We start from the raw sequence: 24,994 nt of genomic DNA, 5'->3' as shown, positions 1-24,994 counted from the left end.
GCCAGAATAAAAAGAAGTGAAAGTATTTATGAATGAAGTATTAGAGAAAGGGCAAAAGTTGCTTGACAAACACTTGAAAGCCCTAGAGGAAGCCAGTTCGCTTACCAAAAAAGATAAGGCGCTGAAATTGCTGAGCCAAGCCGACAGGCTGATGCGCTCAGAAAAAGGTGTCGCGTATATCTACGAACAAATAGACCGCATTGTAGCTGCCGGAGTTTTTGCCGATACAGCTTGGGAAAAGACAGATCAGCTCGTTCCCAAACTGGTAGCAGGCACTTTAAAAGCCGGAGCCCCGCTTACTGATTATGAATTATTGAGTGAATTGAAAATTCTGGCTATTAGCAAAGGTGTTTTTTCTGACTCAGGAATTTCATCTGAAGAAGCAGAGTTTTTTCTTGAAACAGTGATCGTTGATAATCTCGATTTGATCTATGGCCAGCTGAATGAAGACCAGCGTATCAGAATTACACCCGAAGAATTGGGTAAAATCCAATTGGTATTTCGCTTTATTCTGGAACGACTCTCTGTTGAAGGTATAAAAAAACAATTGGCGGAAGAGCTGAAATTGCTCACAGCACAAAGACCCGTTTTCACAGGGCATATCCGCGATATTATACGCCTGCTCAGCGACAGTGTAAAGCTCGATGAAAGTGACACCAAAAACAGAGCGCTGCTTAGCTACCTGTATGCAGTGAAAGGACCAACAGAAGCAGCTTTTGAGCGAAATGCAAGTGAGTACAAAAGCTTTCTCGAAAATTTAAGCGAAGAAGATTTGGGCGAAGAAGCAGAAACTTTTGGCAAAAGCCTGGATTCAAAAGGTCTGGTATCGGAACATCATGTTGAATTGATTAAGTTTCTGATAAAAGGGGATCACAAAAAATTTCTAAACCTTTCGCTTGCACTCAATAAAATTGGCAAAGCAGAAATCGATGCACACCGAACCTTTGTCTATCAGCTTATTAATGAGCATTTTGAGCACTATTACAGCCAGGCAGTTTACGGCCTGTCTTCTATGCTCAACCGCTCACTTTTATCCAGACCGGCAGTTAAAAATGCCCTGGAGCATCTGTGCCAAATGAAGTTGCACCCCACTATTTCCAAAAGGCTTGTGAAAACTGCAGCTACAAAAGCTACAAATGCCGATGCATTGAAATTATTGATCGGAGGCACTCTAAACACACTGGGACAACCGCTTGGTGTCGGACAGGGCATGAATCCCACCTGTCAGTCTGCACGAGGTATAAGTTTGTGGAGCGACCATGCCCCTGCAAAACTGATCAATATGATCATTTCAGTAGCGGCATCCAATAATCTTGAAATGCGCTTTGAAGGTGATATAATTGCTTCAAAAGACATTTTAGATGGATTAACCCAGGAGTTTGACTATAAAATGGATCCGCTCTCCGTAGTACTGGTTCCGCATCTCGATAAAATCTACAATGAAATGATGAAGCGCGCATCTATGCGCACAGATGATCCACATAAATGGGTGAATCCTGCATTTTATGGACACTGGATCCCTACCGGTTTTTCATCAGCCTACAGCTACATTATGCTGTCAATTCATCAATACGACAACTTCACAGCATGCTTTTTTGCAGCTTTTCACCCCGATTATAATGAAAACAGAAAGGTTGCCTATCCTATTCCAATCGGGCTTTTCATTACTTCATCGAAAGCAGAAATGCTGGGTTTTCATGCCGTTTCGCTTTTGCGTGTAGCTAAAGATGAAGAGGGTGTGGTACGCATTTATTTCCTGAATCCCAATAATGAGGGTCGGCAAGACTGGGGACAGGAAATTATCCCTTCGGTGCATGGAAAAGGCGAAGAAGCGGGAGAATCTTCTTTGCCTTTTGAGGAATTTGCATCCAGGGTATATGCCTATCATTATATTCCCACGGGAATTGAAGAACGCATGAAAAAAGTACCCAAAAAATTGCTGGAAAAAGTTAAAAAACTGGCAGAAGAAAGCTGGGGTAAAAAATATATCTGGACTTAAAACAAAAAAAATGGTACGACACTCATCCCGAATAGAGCTGAGTCAATCTGCACTGAAAAAAAACATCAATTTTATTCACAAAAAGATCGGTCAGAAACCACGAATTTGTTCTGTGGTAAAAGCCAATGCTTATGGCCACGGCACACATGAATTTGTGCCCATGGCTGAAAAATGTGGCATCGATTATTTTGCCACTTCTTCCTCATTTGAAGCGGAAGAAGTCCTGGAGGTTAAAAACGAAAAGTCCGATATCATCATCATGGGTATTTTGCACGATGAGGACATTGACTGGACATTGGAAAACGGCATTGAGTTTTATGTTTTTGATTACAATCGCCTTGCTTTGATTTTACAAGAATCAAAAAAAACCGGAAAAAAAGCCAAAATACACCTGGAAGTTGAAACAGGAACCAATCGCACCGGAATGAATCCGGAGGATGTGGGCAAGTCCATTACTTTTCTAAAAAAACACAGCAAGCATTTCGAGTTGATAGGAGTTTGTTCACATCTTGGAGGTGCCGAAAGTTTTGCCAATCGCTTTAGGATCGATCGGCAAATTAAAGTGTTCAACGATTTTAAAAGACTTTTTAAAAAGCGGAAATATTTGCCAAAATATTTCCATTTGGCTTGTTCTGCTGCTGCGCTGGCCTGGCCTGAAACCATACTGGATATGGTGCGCATCGGAATTTCGCAATATGGTTTTTGGCCCAGTCCCGAAATCTATTATGATCATTTGAGTAAAAATGGCAAGAAAAAAGACAGTCCGCTTTTCAGAGTCATTACCTGGAAAACCAATGTGATGGATATAAAGCAGGTGCGAAAAGACGATTTTGTAGGCTATGGCACTGCTTTTCAGGCATACCAGGATATGCAAATTGCAGTACTGCCTTTGGGCTATACCAATGGGTATTCCCGCAACTTGTCCAACAAAGGTTTTGTGCTGATAAAAGGCAAAAAATCCCCTATTGTGGGACTGGTAAATATGAACCTTTTTATGGTGGACGTCAGCCATATTAAAAATGTGGTAATAGGTGATGAAGTGGTCCTGATCGGCAAACAGCAAAACAACACCATTACGGTCAGTTCATTTTCAAGTTCCGCCAATTTGATCAACAATGAAATGATCGCACGGCTACCGGCAGCGATACCGAGAAAGCCGGTGAGGTGATTTTGGTTAGATGGTAGAGGCCCTTCTCAACCTATCGTTCACAGCCCTGCCAATTCCTTCCTCGGGCAAATATTCGGCAAGAATTAAATCCACATGGGCAGCATCCAGATTGCGCAGTGCAGAAAAGAAATTTGCAGCCGCTTCAGATAAATTTTCTTTACTGCTTAAAATCTCCTGATGTAAAATATTTTCAGCAGTATATTTTTCCGAATAAGACAAAATGCCCAGTTTTTTATCGCTGTATTTTTCAATTAAATCAGCAATATTTCCGATCAAAATTTTACTATTTGGCGCATAGTGTGTAGCTAGCATTCCCGGTGCTTCGGGTTTTTCATTGTCCGTTTTTACTTTTTCAGCTTTGATACCGGTACAGGCCTCTATTTCTTCTGCTTGGATTTTTCCTTCGCGCAAAAGCAGGATTTTATCGTCCAGGCATTTTACAATGGTACTTTCCACACCTACTTTGCAAGCACCGCCATCGAGGATATAGCTGACTTTATCGCCCATTTGTGCCGCTACATGTTCGGCAGTAGTGGGGCTGATGTACTTAAAGGGATTGGCACTTGGTGCTGCCAACGGGAATTTTAAGGATTGTAACAATTCAAGTGTCATTGCATGATTGGGCATTCGTACTGCTACCGTATCCAGTCCACCGCTTACAATATCGGGTACTTTGTTGGATTTGGGCAAAACCAATGTCAAAGGCCCTGGCCAAAAGTCCTCGATCAATTTATCTACGTAGGCGGGTTTTGAATTGGTGAGCTCATCCAAATTTTCCGCCAAACCAATGTGTACGATCAGCGGATTGAAAAAAGGACGATTTTTGGCTTCGAATATTTTCACCACCGATTTTGAATCCAGCGCATTTGCTGCCAGACCATAAACCGTTTCTGTGGGAATGGCCACCAATTCGCCAGCTTCCAATGCTGCCTTTGCTACCGCAATGTTTTTGCCTATCTTCAATTCGGGATTTTATGCAAAAATAACCTTTGAACGGCACAAAAATGGGTTTTCAAAATCAAGTCGGTAAATACGGACTTTACATCGCCATGTTCGGTGCGCTTTTGGGCGGCATAGGCGATGTGTTGCTCTTGTATCATCCCGATGGGAATTACGAAGCGGGCGATTATCTTTTTCTGGCAGACATACCTCCGCATAGGCTTTTGATAGGGGCGTATTTGGGCATTTTATTTATTCCCTTTCAGGTATTTGGCTTGGCAGTTTTGTATCAAAAACTCAAGCCCGCTATAGAAGGGAAAAGCTGGCTCTTTTTCTTTGCCATTATTTTAACTTTGTTTCCCGGCATTGCCTACCATGCCACATGTGCTTTCACGGGCATGTACTTGCGCATAGCCCAGGATTTACCTGCCGATCAATCGGACTACATGTTTCAGCAATTTGACTTTATTAAATTACTATTTGAGCCATTGGGCGCTTTTTTGGCCCTTGGTTTTTTTGTGCTTTCTTTTTTATATTCTTTCCTGATTTGGAAAAGGGAAACCCAACTGGAGAAATGGAAAGCATGGTTTAATCCGGCCTTGATTTATACATTTTGCATTGTTGTTTATCTTGTTTTTCCACTTATTGGAAATGTATTGGCACCCGCAGGATTCAATCTTTCCTTATTTTTGTTTTTTGCAATCATCGCTTATGAAAGAAAAAAATAAACCACATATTATTGGCAGGAATGACATTATAGACCTGCCCGATCTGGGTCTCTATGATTTGCCTGCAAAGGTTGATACAGGGGCGTACACCAGTGCACTGAGCTATAAGAATTGGGAAATAAAAGACGGTGAACTGCACATTGTTTTCGAGGTAGAAAAGGGCAAAACCAGTACTTTTAAAACGCGGGAATATTATCAAAAAGTCATTCGCAACAGTTTTGGTCAGGCGGAAAAGCGCTACATCATAAAGACTACGGTAAAAATATTTGGCGATAATTACCCCACAGAATTTTCGCTGAGCAAGAGAAAAGCCCTAAGGTTTCCCGTATTGCTGGGCAGAAAATTTTTAAAGGAAAATTTCATGGTGGATGTGAACCGCTATAAATTGTCTTATAAGAAGAAGATGAGAATTAGTTAAATTCAAGAATCAAGTGCAATTTTTAGAGAAGCGAAGTTTTCTTTGACAATCTATTAAGGACAGATTCCCAATCCTCGGTTTCTCCATTTTCAACTTGCTTTCTTGCAATTTCAATTTCTAATTTTTGATTGTTTGTTAACTGGAACAAGAAATCCTCCTTTTCCCCATACTTTATAGCGGTATAGATTTTAGCTTCTTTCATTTGCATTTGTCAAAATTAAACCCAAATTCAATTCCATTAAATGTTAGCGCATGACAATTTAATGCTTCTGTTCTAAAATTTTAAAAACACTAACTTTAATCTTTGGTGAAAAGATCTACAGTATCTAATTTAAATATCTTTTCCCAGGTCAAAATTTCAATTTAACGAAACCAAAGCACATAAATGAAACTCGGAATATTATCAAGAGACGCTACTTTATACTCCACCAGAAAACTGGCCGAAGTAGCTGAAGAAAAAGGACATGAAGTACAAATAATCGATCACCTGAAATGCAACTTGATCATGCAGGAAGACAGGCCCCAGGTGCATTATAAAAATGAAAATTTAGAGGGTTTTGACGCCATCATCCCCAGAATCGGTACTTCGGTAACATTTTTCGGTGCGGCAGTGGTGCGCCAATTTGAAATGATGAATACCTTTTCCGCTGCCGATTCCAATGCCATATTGCGCTCACGGGACAAATTGCGTAGCCTACAGGTGCTTTCCCGCGAGGGTTTGGGCTTGCCAAAAACGGTTTTTACCAATTTCTCCAAAGAAAAAGACGATGTGATAAAATCCGTGGGGGGTGCGCCATTGATCATTAAATTATTGGAAGGTACGCAAGGTTTGGGCGTGGTTTTGGCAGAAACCAAGAAAGCGGCCGAATCGGTATTGGATGCATTCAATGGATTGAAAGCCCGTGTGATCGTTCAGGAATACATCAAGGAAAGTAAGGGCTCTGATATCCGTGTATTTGTAGTGGGCGGAAAAGTGGTAGGTGCCATGAAACGCACCGGAAAGGAAGGCGAATTTCGCTCCAATTTACACCGGGGCGGCAGTGCACAGGTCATTAAACTGAGCAAAGAAGAAAGACTGGCGGCTATAAAAGCCGTAAAGGCCATGGGACTGGATATAGCAGGTGTGGACCTTTTGCAATCGGAGCGAGGGCCGCTAATTCTTGAGGTGAACTCCTCACCCGGATTGGAGGGCATTGAAAAAGCCACGGGCAAAAATGTAGCCGGAGCCATTATCGAGTTTATAGAAAATGCCATTAGCAAAAGAGCTGTTTCAGGAAAATTTAAGGGTTAGATCGCATGTATCCCAAAAGAAAAGTAATGCACATTTACGGGCAGGAAATCCTTCCCGGTGAGCAAAAGCAGATCAATCTGGAAATTGCAAAACTGCCGAGCAGAACACCCATTAGTATTCCCGTATTTGTAAATCGTTCTACCGAGCCTGGGCCATCCCTATTAATTATGGCCGGGATGCACGGGGACGAGATCAACGGGGTGGAAATTGTACGCAGGATTATGAAGCAAAACCTGCACATTCCCGAACGCGGCAGCATCATTTGTATTCCCATTTTGAATGTTTACGGTTTTATCAGCCAAGCGCGCGAACTGCCCGATGGCAAGGATATGAACCGTTCCTTTCCCGGTTCTGAAAAAGGCTCTTTGGCTTCCAGGGTGGCCTATATTATGATGCACGAAATTATACCCAATATCGATTTGGGGATTGATTTTCACACGGGTGGGGGCATTAAAACCAATTTCCCACAAGTTCGCTGCAAGCTGGAAGATGAGCAAAACAAGGAACTGGCGAAAGCCTTTAATGCACCTTTTACGCTGAATAGTCCTTTTAGGGCTGCCTCCCTGAGAAGTTCAGCGGCCAAAAAGGGCATTTCTATTTTGGTCTATGAGGGAGGCGAATCCTTAAGGCTCGATTCCTTTGCGATAGAACAGGGCATCAAAGGTTATCAAAAGGTTTTGTGCCATTTAAAAATGGGCAATGTCCATATGAACCCGGATGATAAAAACATAGTGCTTATGAACAGTTCCTGGATCAGGGCCAGGGGTTCGGGCATATTTCAATCCAATGTTAAGACCGGGGATTATGTCAGCAAAGGACAGTTTTTGGGCAGGATTTGTTCGCCCTATACCGAATTTGAAATAAAAGTAAAAAGCAGCAAAACGGGACATGTCATAGCCCTCAATCACCAAGCGGTGGTCAACCAAGGCGATGCGCTGATGCATATTGGGTTTGAGGAGTAGGGGATTAATCACAACTTTGTAAGTAATATTATATATCCTCCGCTCTAACAAGAATAAGCGCAGCGGTTCTTGTTCGCCAAAATTTAAAACAGGCAACATAAACAATCTTTGGAACAGTTCATTTTTATAAGTTATATTTACCAAAGGGGTACAAATTTACACAGTATGTTTTTTGGAAAATATAAATAAGTACTATGGATAATAAACTGAAACGATATAATCAAAAACTTCTTGCAATTATTGGCACACTTGTTCTTGTTGGGATTGGAATGATATTCTTGACTGGTGGATACTTCCTTGTTGACAGGGTAATCCGAGATACTCAGAGAAGAAACGCACAAGACAATGCTTTGACTGTTGACGGCCAAGTGGAAACAGATGGAACAACTACTAAGATCAGAAAACAAGAAATAAGCTTTGCCAAGCCTCGGCTGATCGACACATTACAAAGCATTTATCTTATCCCTGTATCTCAAGTCAATCTGGAAAATCCTGAAATTATTGAAAATGAAGGGTTTAAGAAGGGGTCAAATGCTTACGGTTCTAGAAAATATTCCTATTACAGATATTCCGGCTCCTATAATAACATCATTATCTACAATCAGAAAAACAATCAGAAGACGCCAGTATTTGAAGTAAAAGTGAATATTAATTCATTCCAGAATTACATAATCCAAAATAAGCAATATCTATTTATAAGCGGAACAACTTATGACTCGAACAAGGACGGAAAGCTGAAAGATTCAGACTTGCAATCTTTTTTCATCTACGACATCCATGAAGACAAACTTGAAACCGTTGAATTTGAAAAAATGGGACTTGTGGACTACTATATACTTTATAACACAGATGAAATAATTCTGCGATTCGGTAAGGACAAGGACGAAAATGGAGAATTTGACAGATACAAAGAACCGATATACATGAAAAAATATTCCATTTCAGAAAACAAAACTATTGATCTTATAAACAAAGAATTAACTAATAAGCTACAAAAGCTGATTGAATAGAAATATATTGGACACAATCAGGTTAGATGATGATTAATATTCTCGCTTTTGCAAAAATAAGCACAGCGGTTCTTATTCACCCTAAGAAAATGCCCCAGAATTATTTCAGAAAATTTCTAATATTGACATTATAAATGACTTCCGAAAAATTCAAAGACTTACTGCAAAAAGGTGAAGGCATAGAAGTCGAGTTCAAAAGGTCTCAGTTTGAACTGAACAAAAATGCCTTTGAATCCATTTGTGCCTTTCTCAATCGCAGGGGCGGTCATTTAATGCTGGGTGTGAAGGATGATGGGACAGTGGAGGGCATTTTGGAAAATCATGTTCAGGATATCGTCAATAATATTGTCACCAATGCCAATAATCCGCAAAAGCTCAGTCCTCCATTTTACCTTTCAACACAAGTAATCGACTTTGAAGGCAAGAAAGTAATTTACGTGTATGTACCGGAAAGCTCGCAGGTACACAGCACCAAGGGAAAGATTTTCGACCGGAATGAAGATGGGGATTTTGACATTACCCGGCAAACCGAACAGGTCACGCAAATGTACCTTCGAAAACAAACCACCTATTCCGAAAACCGGATTTATCCCTATCTGAAACTTTCGGACTTTAAGCCAGAATTATTCAGCCGTATCCGCACCTTGGCCAAAAACGAGCGAGCAGATCATCCCTGGCAAAACATGACAGATAAAGAGCTGCTGCGCTCAGCAGGATTGTTCAAACACGACCACCAAACTGGAAAAGACGGCTATACGCTGGCTGCAGTGTTGTTGCTCGGAAAAGATGAAGTGATTCAAAGTGTGCTGCCGCATCATAAGACGGATGCTATTCTCAGGGTGGAAAATATGAATCGCTATGATGACCGGGATGATATTAGAACCAACCTGATAGAAAGTTACGACCGGCTGATGGCATTTATGCGAAAACACTTGCCCGACAAATTTTATCAGGAAGGCGAACAACGCATCAGTCTGCGCGACCGTATTTTCAGGGAAGTAATTGGGAATTTGATTATTCACAGAGAATTCGCCAATGCTTTTCCAGCTAAATTCATTATCGAAAAGGACAGGGTATTGGCCGAAAACTGGAACCGCCCACATGATGGTGGAATAATTGACCCTTCTAATTTTTCTCCTTATCCCAAGAATCCTGTAATCGCCAAGTTCTTCAAAGAAATCGGTCGTGTGGACGAGCTGGGGTCAGGGGTTCGGGTTACCTTTAAATACTGTGGCATATATACGCCCGGTACCAAACCAGAGTTTATTGAATCGGATGTTTTCAAGATAATTATTCCGCTTAAAAGCGAAATGTCATTGATAAACAAAAATGATTATGATGCCGTAAGTGATGCTGTAAATGATGCTGTAAATCCAGGAATAACTTCATCAGTTAAGTCAAGATTAGTTGGTATTGTTAAGTATATTTCATCAAATAAAGGAACAAAAGTTAATGATTTAGCGAGTTATTTTGATGTATCAGAAAGAACAATAAAAGAGAACTTAAAATTATTAACAGAAGGAAATTTGATAGTTTATTCTGGAAGTAAAAAGACAGGTTTTTATTTTCTCACCAAGGATTTGCACGATAAACTGCACGATAAACTGCACGATAAACTGCACGATAAAAAGTAAGTGATGTGACTGAAACAGAAACAAAAGCTTAACTAATGTATTCCCCACCCAAGCAAGAATAAGCGCAACGGTTCTTGTTCACAAAAAACAAACCCGCCTAATCCATCTTTTTGAAAAAATTTAATGGAAACTTTAAAACTTTTTGCAGTTTCCATAGTTTTTGTGTTTAACTTTGCACATCAATTATGGATCAGAAACAAAAAATATTTTGCCAGGCCGAAGAGCTGTTCCTAAGATATGGCGTAAAAAGCGTTACCATGGACGACCTGGCTTCGCATCTTGGTGTTTCCAAAAAAACACTGTACCAGCATTTTGACAATAAATCCGACTTGGTTGAAAAAACACTTTCAGCGCATTTGGATTTAGAAAAAGAAGCTGTACTTGCTATTAAAGAACAATCTGCCAATGCCATAGAAGAGATTTTCAAATTGGGGCAACATGTCAGCGGGCATCTGCAAACAATGAACCCTTCCATTTTATTTGATCTTAAACGCTATTATCCAAAGGCATGGGCAATTATGGAAGCGCACAAAAATGTGTTTATCTACCAGCATATTCTCAATAATATTAAAAGAGGGAAATCAGAAAACCTTTATAGACAGGACATTGACCCTGAGATAATTGCCCGTATTTATCTCAACATGATCAATATGATTATTCAGCCCGAACTTCAGGTCGAGCAGCAGGAAGTTGTTCGGCATTATGAAGAATATTTGAGCTATCACGTGCGGGGCATTGCCTCAAAAGAGGGTTTTAAAGTTTTAGAAGCATTAAATCAACAACAGTCATGAGTATATTAAAAAACAGTATTGCTCTCTGTGTTTTAGTTTTTATCGCTGTATTAGCTGTAGCACAGGAATATCCCGAGCAAAAAGACATACAAACATTTTCACTGAAGGAAGCACAGGAATATGCCTTAAAGCACTCCAACCTGATGAAAAATGCAGAACTCGATTATCAGATCAGCAAAAAACAAACCCTGGAAGTGATCACTGAAGGGCTGCCAAAAATATTGGGAGAGTTCAATTACCAGAACAATTTCAACTTGCCCGAAACGGTAATTCCTGCCGGAGCCTTTCCCGGTCTGGACGAAGAATTTGTCACCTTTTTTGGTGTGCAGCATCAAGCTACTGCAGATATTTCTGTAAACCAATTAATAGTAGATGGGCGCTATTTTATTGGTTTGAAAGCCAATAAGGCTATTTTAAGTGTTGCCGATGGGCAGGTGCAGTTGAAGGAAATAGATTTAAAAAACACCATTGCGTCCACTTATTATTCAACATTGGTGGCCATTGAAAGCAAAGCACTTTTAGACAGCAATTTTCAAACACTGGAACAATTGCTTGCAGAAACAGAGGAATTATACAAAGAAGGTTTTTCAGAAGAATTGGACGTAGATCGCCTGAGGCTTAACCTGGCCAATCTCGAATCGGCAAAAACCAAAGCCGATCTTCAGGCACAACTCAGTTTGAATGTGCTGAAATATCAAATGGGAATGGAATTAAACAGTGAAATCGAATTGACAGACAATTTAGAGGAGTTGCTTTCTGAAACTGAGGCAATAGAAGTTAACGCACCATTTGACCATACGCAACGCGTTGAACACAATTTATTGCAAACACAACACGAGCTCAGGGGCTATGAGGCAAAAAGTATCCGGGCTGGCTATTTCCCTTCCGTATATTTTTTCGGAGGCTATAGCTATTTCAATCAGCGCAGTAGTTTTGAAGAGATCTATCAGGAAGACTGGTTTGAAAGCGGCTTCTACGGGTTAAATATTAAAGTCCCTATTTTTGATTCTTATAAAAGAGGTGCTCAAGTTCAACAGAAAAAACTCGATCAGCTAAAAATCAAAAACAACCTTGAAAACTTTGAGCAGCAGGCAAAATTGGAAGTAAAGCAGGCTCGCACCAATTACAGCAATGCCCTGAATGAATACAACAACCAGACGCAAAACCTGGAATTGGCAAACAAGATTTACAATAAGGTACAGGAGAAATACAAAGAAGGGGTGAGTTCAAGTATGGAACTGGCCAATTCTGAAACAGACCTGACAGATACTCAGACCAATTATATCAATGCATTATACAATTTGCTTTTGAGAAAAACAGAATTAGACAAAGCTTTAGGAGAATTATAAATACATAAAACAATGAAAAAATTTATTTGGATCAGCAGTATCCTTTCAATTTTAATTTTTTTGCAGGCTTGCTCTTCACCTAAAAAAGGCAGCGAACTCGATCAAAAAAAAGCTGAATTAGAAAAGCTAAAGAAAGATCGTGGCGACCTCAGTACCAAGATATTTAACCTGGAAGAAGAAATCAGGGAAATTGACCCAGGTTATTTTGACCAGGGAAAAGGAAAACCGGTGACAGTAATCCCAGTAAAGCAAACCACTTTCAATCATTACTTTGAAGTGCAAGGTACAGCAGAATCTGAAAACAGTATTGCTGTAAGTACCGATATGGGCGGCCTTGTTACAAAAGTTCTTGTAGATGAAGGTGATAAAGTCAATGAAGGCCAGCTCCTTGTTCAGCTTGATAATTCAGTGGTTGTCAAAAATATAGATGAACTGGAAACCTCTTTGGAATTGGCCAAAAAGCTATACGAAAAACAAAAAAGGCTTTGGGAAAAAAATATCGGTTCAGAAGTGGATTATCTACAAAGCAAAAATCGCAAAGAGCAGCTGGAGGGACAGTTGGCTTCTGCGCAGGCGCAATTGAACAAAACCAAAATAAAAGCACCATTTTCCGGTACAGTTGACAGAATTTATGTGAAAGTGGGCGAAGTAGCCAGCCCGGGAATGCCTGCGGTGCGTGTAATGAATTTAGAGCAAATAAAAATTGAAGCCGATGTATCTGAAAATTATCTTGGCAGCATGGTTGAGGGGGATAGCGTAGATGTCCATTTTCCTGCTATAAAAACTTCCAGAAAGGGAATCATAAAATCTGTAGGTCAATATATTGATCCTGCCAACAGAAGCTTTAAAATATATGTGCGCATTCCCAATACAGACCGTGTTATTAAGGCAAATTTATTGGCCACCGTTTCTATCAATGATTATACAAAGAAAGATGCCCTGGTGATTCCTACCCGGTTAATTCAGTTTAGCAGAGATGGAGAATACATTTATGTGGAGTCTGAAAATGAGCACGGACATAAGATTGCCAAAAAAGTATTTATCCAAAAAGGCAAAACCTATAAAGGACATTCAGTAATAGAAAAAGGACTGAATCCAAATGATAAAGTAGTTGATGAAGGCCACAGAGACCTGGCCAATGGCGATAAAATTGAGATCGTAGAATAAGAAAAGCAGAAGCAATGACAAAAGATCCTAATAAAAAGAAAAAGGGCATAATTCGCGAATTTGGTTTATCCAGCCTATCGGTTGACAATCAGACAAGTGTTGTCGTGTTGCTCTTTATTATTCTTGTTATGGGCATTAGCTCCTACAAGAATATGCCTAAAGAAAATTTCCCTGAGGTGAATATTCCTACCATTTATGTAGGTACGCCCTATCCCGGGAACTCACCACTGGATATAGAAAATTTGATCACACGCCCGCTTGAAAAAGAAATAAAAACCATTACTGGGATCAAAGAACTTACTTCTACTTCTATCCAGGATCATTCCACTATTGTAGTAGAGTTTGGTTTTGATGTAGATGTACAGGTCGCCCTTAGTGAAGTGAAAGATGCCGTGGACAAAGCAAATAGCGAATTGCCCACAGATTTAGACAAAGAGCCGAATGTATTTGAGATGGATTTCTCTGAAATGCCGGTAATGAATGTCAATCTCAGCGGTGAAGATTTTTCGGCAGAAGATCTAAAGTACTATGCCGAATATTTGCAGGAAAAATTTGAAGATGTCAATGAAATATCAAAAGCAGATATCAAAGGCGCTCACGATAAAGAAGTGAAAATCAATGTAGATCGCTTCAAAATGGAGGCCATGGAAATTTCCTTTAAAGATATTGAGGATGCTATTGGCTATGAGAACCGCACTATTTCCGGAGGTGATCTTTTAGTTGACGATTTCAGGAGAAGTATCAGAATAATTGGTGAGTTTAAAAACACTGAAGAAATTGGAAAAATTGTTGTCAAAAACAGAGATCAAAAAATAGTTTACCTCAAGGATTTTGCAGAAATAAGCTTTGCGTATGAGGAGCCCGAAAGCTATTCCAGATCCTATTCCAATGATGTAGTTACACTCGAAATCAAAAAGAGAAGTGGCGAAAACCTGTTGATCGCTACCGATAAAATCAAGGAAATACTTCAAAAAAATATTGATACCAAACTTCCGAATAATTTAAAAGTAGATATTACCAACGACACTTCCAGGATGACCAGACTGCAAGTATCCAACCTTGAAAACAGCATTATTTCAGGGGTAATACTGGTGGTTTTGGTACTCTTGTTTTTCCTCGGTCTGCGCAATGCCATCTTTGTAGGAATTGCCATTCCTATTTCAATTTTGTTGGGAATATTTGTGCTCCACGCAATGGACATTACCCTCAATATGATGGTATTGTTCTCACTGGTACTTGCACTGGGAATGCTGGTGGACAATGGCATAGTAGTAGTAGAGAATATCTACCGGCTGATGCAGGAAGGCAAAAGCCCTGTTCGGGCAGCCAAAGAAGGTGTTGGTGAAGTGGCCTGGCCCATTATTAGTTCTACGGCTACTACCCTGGCCGCTTTTATGCCCCTGCTTTTTTGGGATGATATCATGGGAGAATTCATGCAATACCTCCCGCTCACGTTAATCATAGTTCTGTCCTCTTCCCTTTTTGTAGCATTGGTGATCAACCCGGTGCTGACTTCGCTATTTATGAAAGTGCAGGAAAGTGAAGAAGATGAATTAAAAACAGTAAAAAAGCGAAAATCAAGAAGAAAATTACTGTTGGCCTTGGCCCTCGGGTTTGTAGCGGCTATTGGGCTTTATTTTATGAAAAACATTTTGTTTGGAAATATATTGATGGCAGTAGTGCTGTTGGTATTGCTCAATCTTTATGTTTTGACCCCGCTTTCAGTCCGTTTTCAGGATGTGTTTTTGCCAAGACTGGAACGTTTGTACCACAGAACCATCACTTTTGCCCTTGATGGTTGGAAACCGGCTTTCTTTTTAATCGCTACTTTTTTAGTGATGATTGGCTCTATGATTTTCTATTTCTCCAAAGATCCCAATGTGATCACTTTCCCGGAGAACATTCCCAATTATGTCAATATTTTCATTGAAATGCCAACGGGTACTGATATTGAAAAAACGAATGCACTTACCAAAAAAATAGAAAAAAGAGTTTTTGATTATTTGGAGCAATACAAAGATGAAACACTCATAGAATCTGTGGTGAGCAATGTTGGAAAAGGCACATCCGATCCAAATAGCGGAAAAATAGAAAGAGGGGCATCGCCCAACAAGTCGAGAATTACAGTATCATTTGTAGAGTATCAGCACCGAACTGTAGTTCCAAATACCCAAGTCGTTTTAGAAGATTTGCGAAATTTAGTGGAAGATGTACCTGGTGCGCAAATTACGGTAGATAAAGATGCCAATGGCCCACCACTTGGCCCGCCAATATCAGTGGAGGTGAGTGGTGAAAATTTCGATGAATTGATTGCACTCTCAAAAGATGTGATGCAACATATAGAAGATGCCAATATCCCGGGAATTGAAGAACTAAAAACGGATTTGGATGTGGGGAAACCTGAATTGATCGTAGATATCGACCGTGCTGCAGCTAGGCGCTACGGCTTGAGCACAGCACAAATTGCATCAACTATAAGGACAGCACTTTTTGGAAAGGAAGTGAGCAAATACAAAGAAGGAGAAGATGATTTTCCCATCATGTTGCGCCTGAGCGATAAATACAGGTACAACCTTGAAGACCTAATCAATCAAAAGATTACCTATCGCAACCAAAACAACGGTAAAATTGTACAGGTGCCCATTTCTGCCGTTGCTGATGTGCGTTATTCTTCTACTTATGGTGCTGTAAACAGAAAGGATGCCGACAGGGTCATCACCATTTATTCAAATGTAATAACCGGGTATAACCCCAATAAAATAATTGCCCAATTGGGTGAAATTTTTATGGATTATAAATTGCCCGATGGATACACGATCAAATACACTGGAGAAATAGAAGAACAGCAAAAATCTATGGACTTCCTCACACGAGCGTTTATGATTGCGCTTTTTGTGATCTTCCTAATTTTGATCACACAGTTTAACTCTATTACTGCTCCATTGATTATTATGCTCTCGGTACTTTTCAGTACTACCGGTGTTTTTCTCGGCCTGGGTATTTTCAACATGGATTTTGTGGTCATTATGACCGGTATTGGTATTATTTCGCTTGCCGGAGTAGTGGTCAACAATGCCATTGTACTCATTGATTACACCGACCTTGTGCGACAACGCAGGCGCAAGGAACTGGGCTTAAATAGTAAAAGGTTGCCCAAAGATGAATTGGTTTCGAGTATTATTATTGCGGGTGAAACGCGTTTGCGTCCGGTGTTACTCACCGCCATTACTACAGTACTGGGACTTATACCGCTTGCCATAGGTTTTAATATCAATTTCAATACGCTGTTTAGCAATTTCGATCCCCAGATATTTATAGGGGGCGACAATGTTGTATTCTGGGGGCCTATGTCATGGACCATTATTTTCGGATTGACTTTTGCCACTTTCCTCACGCTGGTAATAGTTCCGGTGATGTACCTGACTTTCGATTTTGCAAAATACAAACTGGGCAAGTTGTTTGGGAAGGTTTAATAGACTTGTAGCCAATGTATATTATGCGGAGATGAATTTTTCCCGGCAAAAAGCGTTTTTCTTCCCAAATAAAAAATTATCTTTGCCACTCCAATTTAATAGGAGCTAATGGTACCATAGCTCAGTTGGTAGAGCAAAGGACTGAAAATCCTTGTGTCGCTGGTTCGATTCCAGCTGGTACCACAAGAAAGCTGGCTGAAAGGTCAGCTTTTTTTGTTTTGATCGATGAGCTGGTATGTTTACATATTGCAGAACCCATCAGGCCGACTATACAAAGGTATGGCACAGGATTCCGATGCACGATTGGGAGATCACAATGCCGGAAAGGTAAAATCCACTAAAGCTTTCGTCCCATGGAAAATAATTTATGTTGAGGAAATGGAAAGTAGGACGGCTGCCCGGGAAAGGGAAAAATATTTCAAGAGCGGAGCGGGAAGGAGGTATATCAAAAAGTATATTTTGGACTGAAAATCCTTGTGTCGCTGGTTCCCTGCCCGATCTGGGACAGGCGGGGATTCCAGCTGGTACCACAAGAAAGCTGGCTGAAAGGTCAGCTTTTTTTGTTTGAATTTATCTCTCGCAAAGACGAAAGGGAGGTTGTTTCTCGCAAAGCCGCAGTGGCACTAAGTTTTTTCTTTGCTACTTAGCGACTTTGCGAGCAATTTGTTGCGGTCTGCAAATTATCTGACTTCAAATTAACATTTTATAGCCACTTGCTGTTAACTTATTTCTGTAATAACGCAACCTGAATTTGTTCAATTCCGGGAAATAAGTTATTATATGTAATCTCTGCAAACAAGCGTATTTTTGCCTATTCCCTATGGCTCCAAGAAAATTATTTAAAGGTCTACTAATACTGCTCCTGGGCATAATTTTGCTCTCAGGGATTGCATTGATTAGTTTCCTGGCTTCTGAAGATTTTCAAAAATGGACAGCCATAAAAGCGAGCAGTTTACTTTCAAAAGAATTGGATACGGAGTTCAGCTTGCAATCGCTTAAAATAGATTGGGGAGCCGAAATAGAACTTTCTGAAATTCTGATTAGAGATCAGGAGAACGACACTTTGCTCTATATCGAAAAACTCAATTTAGATGCCGGCCTGCTCAGTCTTTTAGAAAAGGAAATTCATGTAGAAGCACTGCTGCTGCAAAATATCAAATTGAATTTGCGGCAAATCGATTCAAGCATCTATAATTTTTCATTTCTATTTCCTCCTCCCGATACCAGCAAAAAAAACAGTTTCGACTGGCCTATTTATTTGGACCAGGCTGAGCTCAACACAATTGATTTTAGCCTTGTTAGCGAGCAAAGCAATATAAAAATCAGCAATAAAAACCTATTGCTTGATGGCAGCTTACTCTTAAAAGAAAGAAAAATAACTGCCGGAAATTTATCACTGCTTCAGCCCGATGTGTACATAAATGTATTCCCGGACAGCACTGAAACCACAGTAAATAATGATTCAATTGCCAACATCCTGATGCCCGATATTGGTTGGCACATAACAAATGAAACACTTGAATTGACCGAAGGGCATTTTGTGCTCAACTCAGTTGGAACATCCAGAACTGAAGGGAAATTTGATCCAAAACACATGAATTTCTCAGACATCAATATCAATATTAATTCTGTAAATTGGGAAAAATCTGCACTACAGGCTGATATTGAAAAAGTGGCATTTGCCGAGCACAGCGGCATAGCAATGCATCATTTAAAAACCCGGGCAGAACTTTCAGACACCGCCATCAGGCTTCAAAATTTCGAAACCAAAACTGCACATTCTGAACTTTCACTCAACGCACATGCTCAATTTTATTCACCGGCAGACCTTTATCAATTGCACAAAGACAATGCATTTCAGATTGAGCTCATCAACTCGCATGCGGGTATAAATGACCTCAGCCTTTTTATAGACAGCGCAATATTAGATCAATTGCCGGATTATAAAATTGATGGAAAAATAAACGGCACCCTCGCAGCACTCAATACTGAAAACCTAAAAATTAAAATCGGTAAAAAAAGCCATCTACACTTAAACGGCAAACTGAAAAATCTACTCCATACTGATTCCATAAGCTGGGAAGTAAACAGCATTGATCTTGCTGCATACAAAAGCGATATAAACACTTATCTCAAAAATCAACTGGGGGAAGAAATCTTTTACTACACCCACTATACTCTAAAAGGCAGGGCTTCTGGAAATCTGAGTACTGTGAATTTGCAAAATACCGTGCTGCAGGCCGGCAACGCACTTTGGCTGAAATTGGACGGAAACTATACCCACTCTGCAACAAGCACAGGACGCAGCGGAAATATCTCATTGGATCTCAGGCAATTGACCAATGCTGCTTTTCGCCCTTTTGCAGGAGAAAATGAATGGCTCAGCGCTTTGGAAAAATTCAGGCTGAAAGGCAATATTGAACTGCAGAATGACAAAAGCAACACCGACCTCACCTTACAAAGCAGTGCCGGAATTCTCAACATAAAAGGCAATGCATTGATCAATGATGCTTTTATGCCTGAAGAATATGCGTTTTCATTAGACAGTGAAAATTTTGACCTGGCTAAACTGCCACTCGATACCGCATTGAAAAATATAAGTTTCTCGGCAAAACTCAATGGAAAAGGTTTGCACCCAGATACCCTCGCAGCAGATTTGCAAATGGCCATTCATCAATTGCACTACAAAAACCACAAGTGGAAGCAAATCGACCTGGAAGCCAAATGGCAAAACAATCAACTGCAGAGCAAGCTGAATGTAAACGATACTATGGCCGGGCTGCAACTTACTGCCTTTTGGAAACCTGGAGAATTGGACAGTATTGCCCTCAACTGGAATGTTGATTCTTTCTTAGTTGCTTCTGTGAGTGAGGCTTACGACAAAATGCGGGTTGCAAGCAAAGGCGAAATCAGCTACAGTGGTGATTTCAATCAAAAGCATGCAGCAAGGGGAAATATCCAAAACTTTTCTATTGAGGACAGCGCCATTACACTCCATCAAAAAGACACAAAATTCTGGTTTGAGCAGACCGATAGCAGTCGTAGCAAAGGCAATATTAATAGCGAAATTCTGAGTGCCAACTGGGATGGCCCCGGAACGCCCTACTGGAAAAAATTGCCAAATATGGCCATAGCAATGGCAGATAAATATTTTCCCATAAGGGATTTGCTCGGGGTTAAAAGGGTGGTTTTTGATAAACAAATACTGGATGCGCCTTTGCAGCTCAAGCTCACTTTCAGCCAGCCAGCCAAATGGGCTTCATTGTTTTTGCCCGAACTCAATCAATTAGACACTTTAGGCCTTGAAATGAATTGGCAGCCGGGAGATACAGCATTTACACTGAATTTATTCACCCCTGATTTGGACTATTCGGGTATGGGCTGGCAGCAAATGAGCATTAGAAGTCTGGGACAAAAAACTGATTTCAATTTTTTACTTCGTTTAGACTCCGTTTTTGTCAAAGACAAGATCAGCCTGAATCGTTTTGAATTTGAATCAAATGTGTTGAACGACTCTCTTTTCAGTGCCATAAATATATGGGACGACAGCAGCAACAACACCCTTAGTATTAATAATCTTTATACCAAAGAAAAAGAAAGCAATCGTTTCAAACTTTATTTCCGAGAACCTTTTGTGTTAAATCAAAAGGAATGGAATGTAGATCCGGGCAATTTTATTTACCTCGGTGCAGAAGATTTTGATTTTGAACCTTTAATACTGAGCAGAGAAAACCAGCAATTTAGTATTGGCAAACAAAAAGGCAAGTCCAATGCATTAAACATGAACATGCAAAACATTTCAATTCGGGAGATTACAAAGATATTGTCCTTTGAAGAACCCGATCTGCAAGGCAATATCAATGCATCTGTGGTATTCACCTTCAGTCCGGAAATAGAAGTGGATGGAGATATTAATATCACCAATTTATTCATTGAAAACAGCGATGCAGGAAGCCTGGATATAACGGCTTCACTCATTGATAATCTCGCGACTTTCGATGCCTCACTTCGGGGGCCAAATGGCCAAATGCAGGCTTTTGGGGAGTACAATGTTTTAGACAATACAATTAATGCCTCAGCAGATGTACCAAAATTACCTGTGGCTTTTATTACCGCATTTTTACCTGAATATGTTGACAGCAGCTCTGGCCATCTCTCTGCCAAAGCAAAAATAAAAGGCAGTATTACTAAACCTGTATTTTCGGGCAAATTGGATTTGAATGAAGTGAGAAGTTGGATAGTGCCTCTGCAAACTTATTATACATTGGATGGAAAAGGCATTGAAATAGACAACAAGCAATTTCTTGTAAAAAACCTGGATTTAAAAGACCGTTACGGATCTACAGGAAGTATTCAGGGCAGTGTTCTGCACCAGAATTTTTCAAAGCTGGAGCTGTTCTTGCAAATGAAAGCCAAAGATTTTACCTTCTTTGAAATTCCCAAAAATGACAAAGAATTTTTGAGTGGCACCTTGCGGCTTGATTTGGATGCCAAAGTGCGGGGAAGCCTGGAACAACCCGTTGTAAATCTCAATGCCAAAACCCGTGAAACAACCGATCTGCTCGTCAGTCTGATTGATGAACAGCAGGCCATTGCCCAGGAAGATTATGTGTTTTATTACGATCCTGAGCGGGTGGATTCCACCACAAAAGAAAAACTGCTTTTCAGCGAAACCGGATTTAGCCTTTTTATGAATTTACAGGCTACCAATGAAGCCCAATTGCAAATCATTGTTGACCCGATAAGCGGTGATTATCTCGAACTCAATGGAAATTCAAATTTAAGCGTTGAAATTGAACCCAATAAAACACCTGTAGTTACCGGCACATACACTGTGAAATCCGGTTCGTATCGATTCAGCTACGAGCAGGTTCTGAAAAAACGTTTTAATATCCAGGAAGACAGCAAGATCAATTTTACAGGAGACCCGATGGAAGCCCAACTGGATATCAATGCGATATATAGCACCGAAACCACTACCTATGAGCTTATAGAGGATCAAAGTGCTACGCTCAGTAGTTCGGAAAATGAAGCTGCGCGTAAAAAAAGCAAAGTGAATGTGTTCCTAAAAATTGGGGGCGTATTATCCAAACCAGAACTGTCTTTTGACATTCAAATACCCGGGGGACAATCAAATATTGCCAGTGCTGTTACCCGTAGATTGACTCAACTCCGCGAAGATGAAGCAGAGCTCAACAAGCAGGTTTTTGGGTTGTTGTTGTTTAACAGCTTTATCAGCAGTGGTGGGGGTGGAGATATCGGCAGCTCCGGGGAAGCAGCAGCATTAAATAGTGTGAGCAAATTGATCAATAATCAGCTGAACAACCTGGCCGGAAAACACGTGAAAGCCATTGATATTTCCTTTGCATTTGATGCCTATAAAGACAGATTTGCCGAAACAGACAAAACCATTGCCGAGGTCGGTCTTGATCTTTCAAAAAGCTTTCTGGACAATCGCTTGTCTGTAAAAATTGGGGGAAATTTAAACTTGGAAAATGAATCGGTTTCAGCCGAGGAAGCACAAGCCATGCAGCAGGTCAGCAATGATTTTGTGGTAGAATATAAACTCACCGAAAATGGGCGATACAGAGTAAAAGTATTTCAGACTGCTAATTATGATTTAATCAACAACAACAATGTTTTCCGTACCGGTGCCGGTGTTAGTTTCCACGAAACTTTCGGAAAAATTTTCAGGGACGAGCAGGAAAAAGAGGCTAAAAAAAAGACAAAGGAAAAGGAGGAAGCGGATGAGGAAGATTAGAATTTCAATTTTAGCAGCATTCTGCCTTGCCCTGTTTTTTGCATCCTGCAATGTGACAAAAAACCTGCCTGAAAATGAACGGCTCTATACCGGTGCAGACCTGGAAATCAAGCGAGAAAGTGCTATTCCTCAAAGGCAGGAACTCTATGCTCAATTACAAAATCAGCTGAGACCTGCGCCAAATAAAAAATTTCTCGGCATCACTTATACACGGCTTTGGTTTAGGCAGAATATAAGGGAGCCTAAAAAAGAAAAAGGCCTGCGCAGATGGATTAAATACAAATTAGGTAAAGCCCCGGTACTTTATTCATCGGTAAAACCACAACAAATTACTTTACTATTGAAGAAAAAACTTCAGGACAATGGCCATTTTCATGCTGAGGTCAACTATGAAGAAATAGAAAAGGGGAAGAAAACCCATTTACAATATAATATTGATCTGAAATCGCCTTATAGAATTCGCTCGGTAGTAGCACCTGAACCCACACAGCCCATAGATAGCCTGATTGGATTGTTTCACAAAGAGGAAAAACTTGATAGTGAAAAAGGAAAGGTCTATCGATTGGAAGAATGGGATGAAAAGCGCAGTGAATTGATGGCTTTTATTCGAAATCGGGGCTATTACAATTTCTCCAAACGCTACCTTTATTTTTATGTAGATACCAGCCTTGGCAGCCGACAGGTAGATATACATATCAGAAGTTCTGCCTCGTTGGATTCCACAGCATTTATCAAATATTACTTGCGCAATATTTCTGTAAACGCAAATTACCGGGTAGGAAAAAACGGGGAACAAAAACCCGAAATATACAATGACATCACATTTTATCAGGATCGAAAATATATCAAACCAGGAGCATTGGCACCATTTATTGCTCTTGAAAAAGGAGCTGTTTTCAGTCAGAAAGACCACAGCTATACACTCAATCAACTTTTGCAGCTTAATATATTCAAGTTTGTAAACATTCAATACGACAAAACAGGTAGCGACTCACTGGATGTTAAGATATTGCTTTCACCCACTCAATATCAGGATGTAGAGCTAAACCTGGAAGCAAGTACCACAAACACTAATTTTCTGGGCACCAATTTTCAAGTCAAATACCTGAACCGACATCTTTTTAAGAGGGCCCATCAATTTGAATTGGTATTAAATGCAGGTTCTGAATTTCAGATTACCGGAGAGCGTTCACTGCTCAATATTTTAGACCTTTCAGGACAGCTCAATTATTATTTGCCGAAAATGCTGGGTTTGCCGGGCTGGCAAAAACGCAGGCAATTGCTATCGCCCAGAACCAGGTTTAGTTTCACCAATAATTATCAAAGATGGTTTGAGTTGTACACGCTCAATAGTGTTAAACTGGGCTATTCCTACGATTGGACAGGAAAGAACAAATGGCGGCATCGCCTTTCTCCATTTACATTTACCCGGGTAAATTTGCTTAATTCTGATGAAGAATTGGACGAATTGCTGGAATCTAATCCGATTTTGCGAGCCGGATTTGAAGAAGTGTTGATTGTGGGACAGGAATATTCATTTCAGTTTGATACCAAAGATCCCAAACGTGCCTTAAGAGAATACTGGTGGCTGAATTTAAAACTGGAAAGTGCAGGCAATCTGTTGTATGGTGCCTATTCAGCTTTTGGATCTGGCGAAAAACCATATAAACCTGTCAATGCGCCATTTTCTCAATTTGCACTTGCAGATATGGACATAAGACATTACTGGATTATCAATGAAAACAATTCTTTTGTAAGTCGCTTCAATGGCGGAATAGGTGCGGCCTATGGCAATAGCGAGGTTTTGCCTTATATCAAGCAATTCTACCTGGGCGGCCCCTCTACTTTGCGCGCATTTCGTTTTAGAGGTATTGGGCCGGGCAGGTATAGAAATGAAAGCCTTGACAACATCAATTCCATCGATCATGCCGGAGATATAAAATTACTGCTCAATCTTGAATACCGCTTTACACTTTATCGTTTTTTCAAAGCCGCAGTATTCGCTGATATTGGAAATGTTTGGTTGCTGAGAGCTGATCCCGATAGACAGGATGGCACATTCCAGGCCAATGAATTTTACCGACAATTGGCTGTTGGCTCCGGGCTTGGCTTGCGTCTTGATTTTGATATTTTCGTAATTCGACTTGATATAGGCGTGCCATTGAGAAAACCCTTTTTGCCGGAAGGACAGGAATGGATCAATGATTTTCCTGAAACAGGATTCAAAGACTGGCGAAAGAAAAACCTGGTTTGGAATATCGCTATTGGTTATCCTTTTTAACTCATGTGGAGTTTATAAACCGA

At 40.3% G+C, this 24,994-nt stretch carries 18 protein-coding genes and 1 tRNA gene; 16 read left to right on the top strand and 3 right to left on the bottom strand.

The features are described from left to right. The first annotated feature begins 28 nt into the window (after positions 1-28). Both WD048_05400 and alr read left to right on the top strand, forming a co-directional pair. Positions 29-1,999 carry a hypothetical protein gene (locus WD048_05400; GenBank protein MEX0811633.1) on the top strand — a complete coding sequence of 657 codons (1,971 nt, stop codon included), beginning with the start codon at positions 29-31 and terminating at the stop codon, positions 1,997-1,999. Between the two features lie 10 nt (positions 2,000-2,009). After that, positions 2,010-3,167, top strand: a complete 1,158-nt coding sequence (gene alr / locus WD048_05395; protein MEX0811632.1) for an alanine racemase — start codon at positions 2,010-2,012, stop codon at positions 3,165-3,167. Between the two features lie 6 nt (positions 3,168-3,173). On the opposite strand, the gene WD048_05390 is transcribed toward alr, so the two are convergent. Beyond that, positions 3,174-4,130, bottom strand: a complete 957-nt coding sequence (locus WD048_05390) for an L-threonylcarbamoyladenylate synthase (GenBank protein MEX0811631.1) — start codon at positions 4,128-4,130, stop codon at positions 3,174-3,176. 26 nt (positions 4,131-4,156) lie between these two features. Here WD048_05390 and WD048_05385 point away from each other — a divergent pair, with 26 nt between their 5' ends. Both WD048_05385 and WD048_05380 read left to right on the top strand, forming a co-directional pair. After that, a complete protein-coding gene (locus tag WD048_05385; protein MEX0811630.1) occupies positions 4,157-4,834 on the top strand; it encodes a DUF6796 family protein in 678 nt (225 codons plus the stop codon). Continuing rightward, positions 4,818-5,252 carry a RimK/LysX family protein gene (locus tag WD048_05380; GenBank protein MEX0811629.1) on the top strand — a complete coding sequence of 145 codons (435 nt, stop codon included), beginning with the start codon at positions 4,818-4,820 and terminating at the stop codon, positions 5,250-5,252. Before WD048_05385 ends, WD048_05380 begins: the two co-directional genes overlap by 17 nt. Positions 5,253-5,274: 22 nt before the next feature. On the opposite strand, the gene WD048_05375 is transcribed toward WD048_05380, so the two are convergent. Continuing rightward, a complete protein-coding gene (locus tag WD048_05375; protein ID MEX0811628.1) occupies positions 5,275-5,454 on the bottom strand; it encodes a hypothetical protein in 180 nt (59 codons plus the stop codon). 183 nt (positions 5,455-5,637) lie between these two features. Here WD048_05375 and rimK point away from each other — a divergent pair, with 183 nt between their 5' ends. From rimK to WD048_05355, 4 genes are all read left to right on the top strand, one after another. Continuing rightward, positions 5,638-6,543 carry a 30S ribosomal protein S6--L-glutamate ligase gene (rimK, locus tag WD048_05370; GenBank protein MEX0811627.1) on the top strand — a complete coding sequence of 302 codons (906 nt, stop codon included), beginning with the start codon at positions 5,638-5,640 and terminating at the stop codon, positions 6,541-6,543. Between the two features lie 5 nt (positions 6,544-6,548). Then, positions 6,549-7,505: a succinylglutamate desuccinylase/aspartoacylase family protein gene (locus tag WD048_05365; GenBank protein ID MEX0811626.1), complete on the top strand. Its 957-nt coding sequence runs from the start codon at positions 6,549-6,551 to the stop codon at positions 7,503-7,505. Between the two features lie 194 nt (positions 7,506-7,699). After that, entirely contained in the window at positions 7,700-8,515 is an 816-nt protein-coding gene (locus tag WD048_05360; GenBank protein ID MEX0811625.1) for a hypothetical protein, read from the top strand. Between the two features lie 134 nt (positions 8,516-8,649). After that, the gene (locus WD048_05355) at positions 8,650-10,149 is read left to right on the top strand and encodes an RNA-binding domain-containing protein (protein ID MEX0811624.1); all 1,500 of its coding nucleotides are present in this window, start codon (positions 8,650-8,652) and stop codon (positions 10,147-10,149) included. Between the two features lie 32 nt (positions 10,150-10,181). On the opposite strand, the gene WD048_05350 is transcribed toward WD048_05355, so the two are convergent. After that, the gene (locus tag WD048_05350; protein MEX0811623.1) at positions 10,182-10,304 is read right to left on the bottom strand and encodes a hypothetical protein; all 123 of its coding nucleotides are present in this window, start codon (positions 10,302-10,304) and stop codon (positions 10,182-10,184) included. A gap of 30 nt (positions 10,305-10,334) precedes the next feature. On the opposite strand from WD048_05350, the gene WD048_05345 reads away from it, so the two are divergent. The 8 genes from WD048_05345 (at position 10,335) to WD048_05310 (ending at position 24,971) form a co-directional block, all read left to right on the top strand. Continuing rightward, positions 10,335-10,940 carry a TetR/AcrR family transcriptional regulator gene (locus tag WD048_05345; GenBank protein MEX0811622.1) on the top strand — a complete coding sequence of 202 codons (606 nt, stop codon included), beginning with the start codon at positions 10,335-10,337 and terminating at the stop codon, positions 10,938-10,940. Continuing rightward, complete coding sequence (locus WD048_05340; protein ID MEX0811621.1) at positions 10,937-12,289, top strand: TolC family protein; 1,353 nt, start codon at positions 10,937-10,939, stop codon at positions 12,287-12,289. The genes WD048_05345 and WD048_05340 overlap by 4 nt, the downstream gene beginning before the upstream one ends. A 12-nt stretch (positions 12,290-12,301) precedes the next feature. Beyond that, on the top strand, positions 12,302-13,456 hold the full coding sequence (locus WD048_05335; protein ID MEX0811620.1) for an efflux RND transporter periplasmic adaptor subunit: 1,155 nt from the start codon (positions 12,302-12,304) through the stop codon (positions 13,454-13,456). Between the two features lie 14 nt (positions 13,457-13,470). Further along, positions 13,471-16,929: an efflux RND transporter permease subunit gene (locus WD048_05330; protein MEX0811619.1), complete on the top strand. Its 3,459-nt coding sequence runs from the start codon at positions 13,471-13,473 to the stop codon at positions 16,927-16,929. 110 nt (positions 16,930-17,039) lie between these two features. Beyond that, positions 17,040-17,112 (top strand) — tRNA-Phe (locus tag WD048_05325). 42 nt (positions 17,113-17,154) lie between these two features. Then, positions 17,155-17,397 carry a GIY-YIG nuclease family protein gene (locus WD048_05320; GenBank protein MEX0811618.1) on the top strand — a complete coding sequence of 81 codons (243 nt, stop codon included), beginning with the start codon at positions 17,155-17,157 and terminating at the stop codon, positions 17,395-17,397. A 406-nt stretch (positions 17,398-17,803) separates the two neighbouring features. Then, a complete protein-coding gene (locus WD048_05315; GenBank protein MEX0811617.1) occupies positions 17,804-22,690 on the top strand; it encodes a translocation/assembly module TamB domain-containing protein in 4,887 nt (1,628 codons plus the stop codon). Next, on the top strand, positions 22,677-24,971 hold the full coding sequence (locus WD048_05310) for a BamA/TamA family outer membrane protein (protein ID MEX0811616.1): 2,295 nt from the start codon (positions 22,677-22,679) through the stop codon (positions 24,969-24,971). The genes WD048_05315 and WD048_05310 overlap by 14 nt, the downstream gene beginning before the upstream one ends. Positions 24,972-24,994: the final 23 nt, after the last annotated feature.

The sequence above is a fragment of the Chitinophagales bacterium genome, from assembly GCA_040877935.1.
In the GTDB taxonomy this organism is placed as follows: domain Bacteria; phylum Bacteroidota; class Bacteroidia; order Chitinophagales; family CAIOSU01; genus JBBDNB01.
This window is presented reverse-complemented; position numbering and strand designations above follow the sequence as displayed.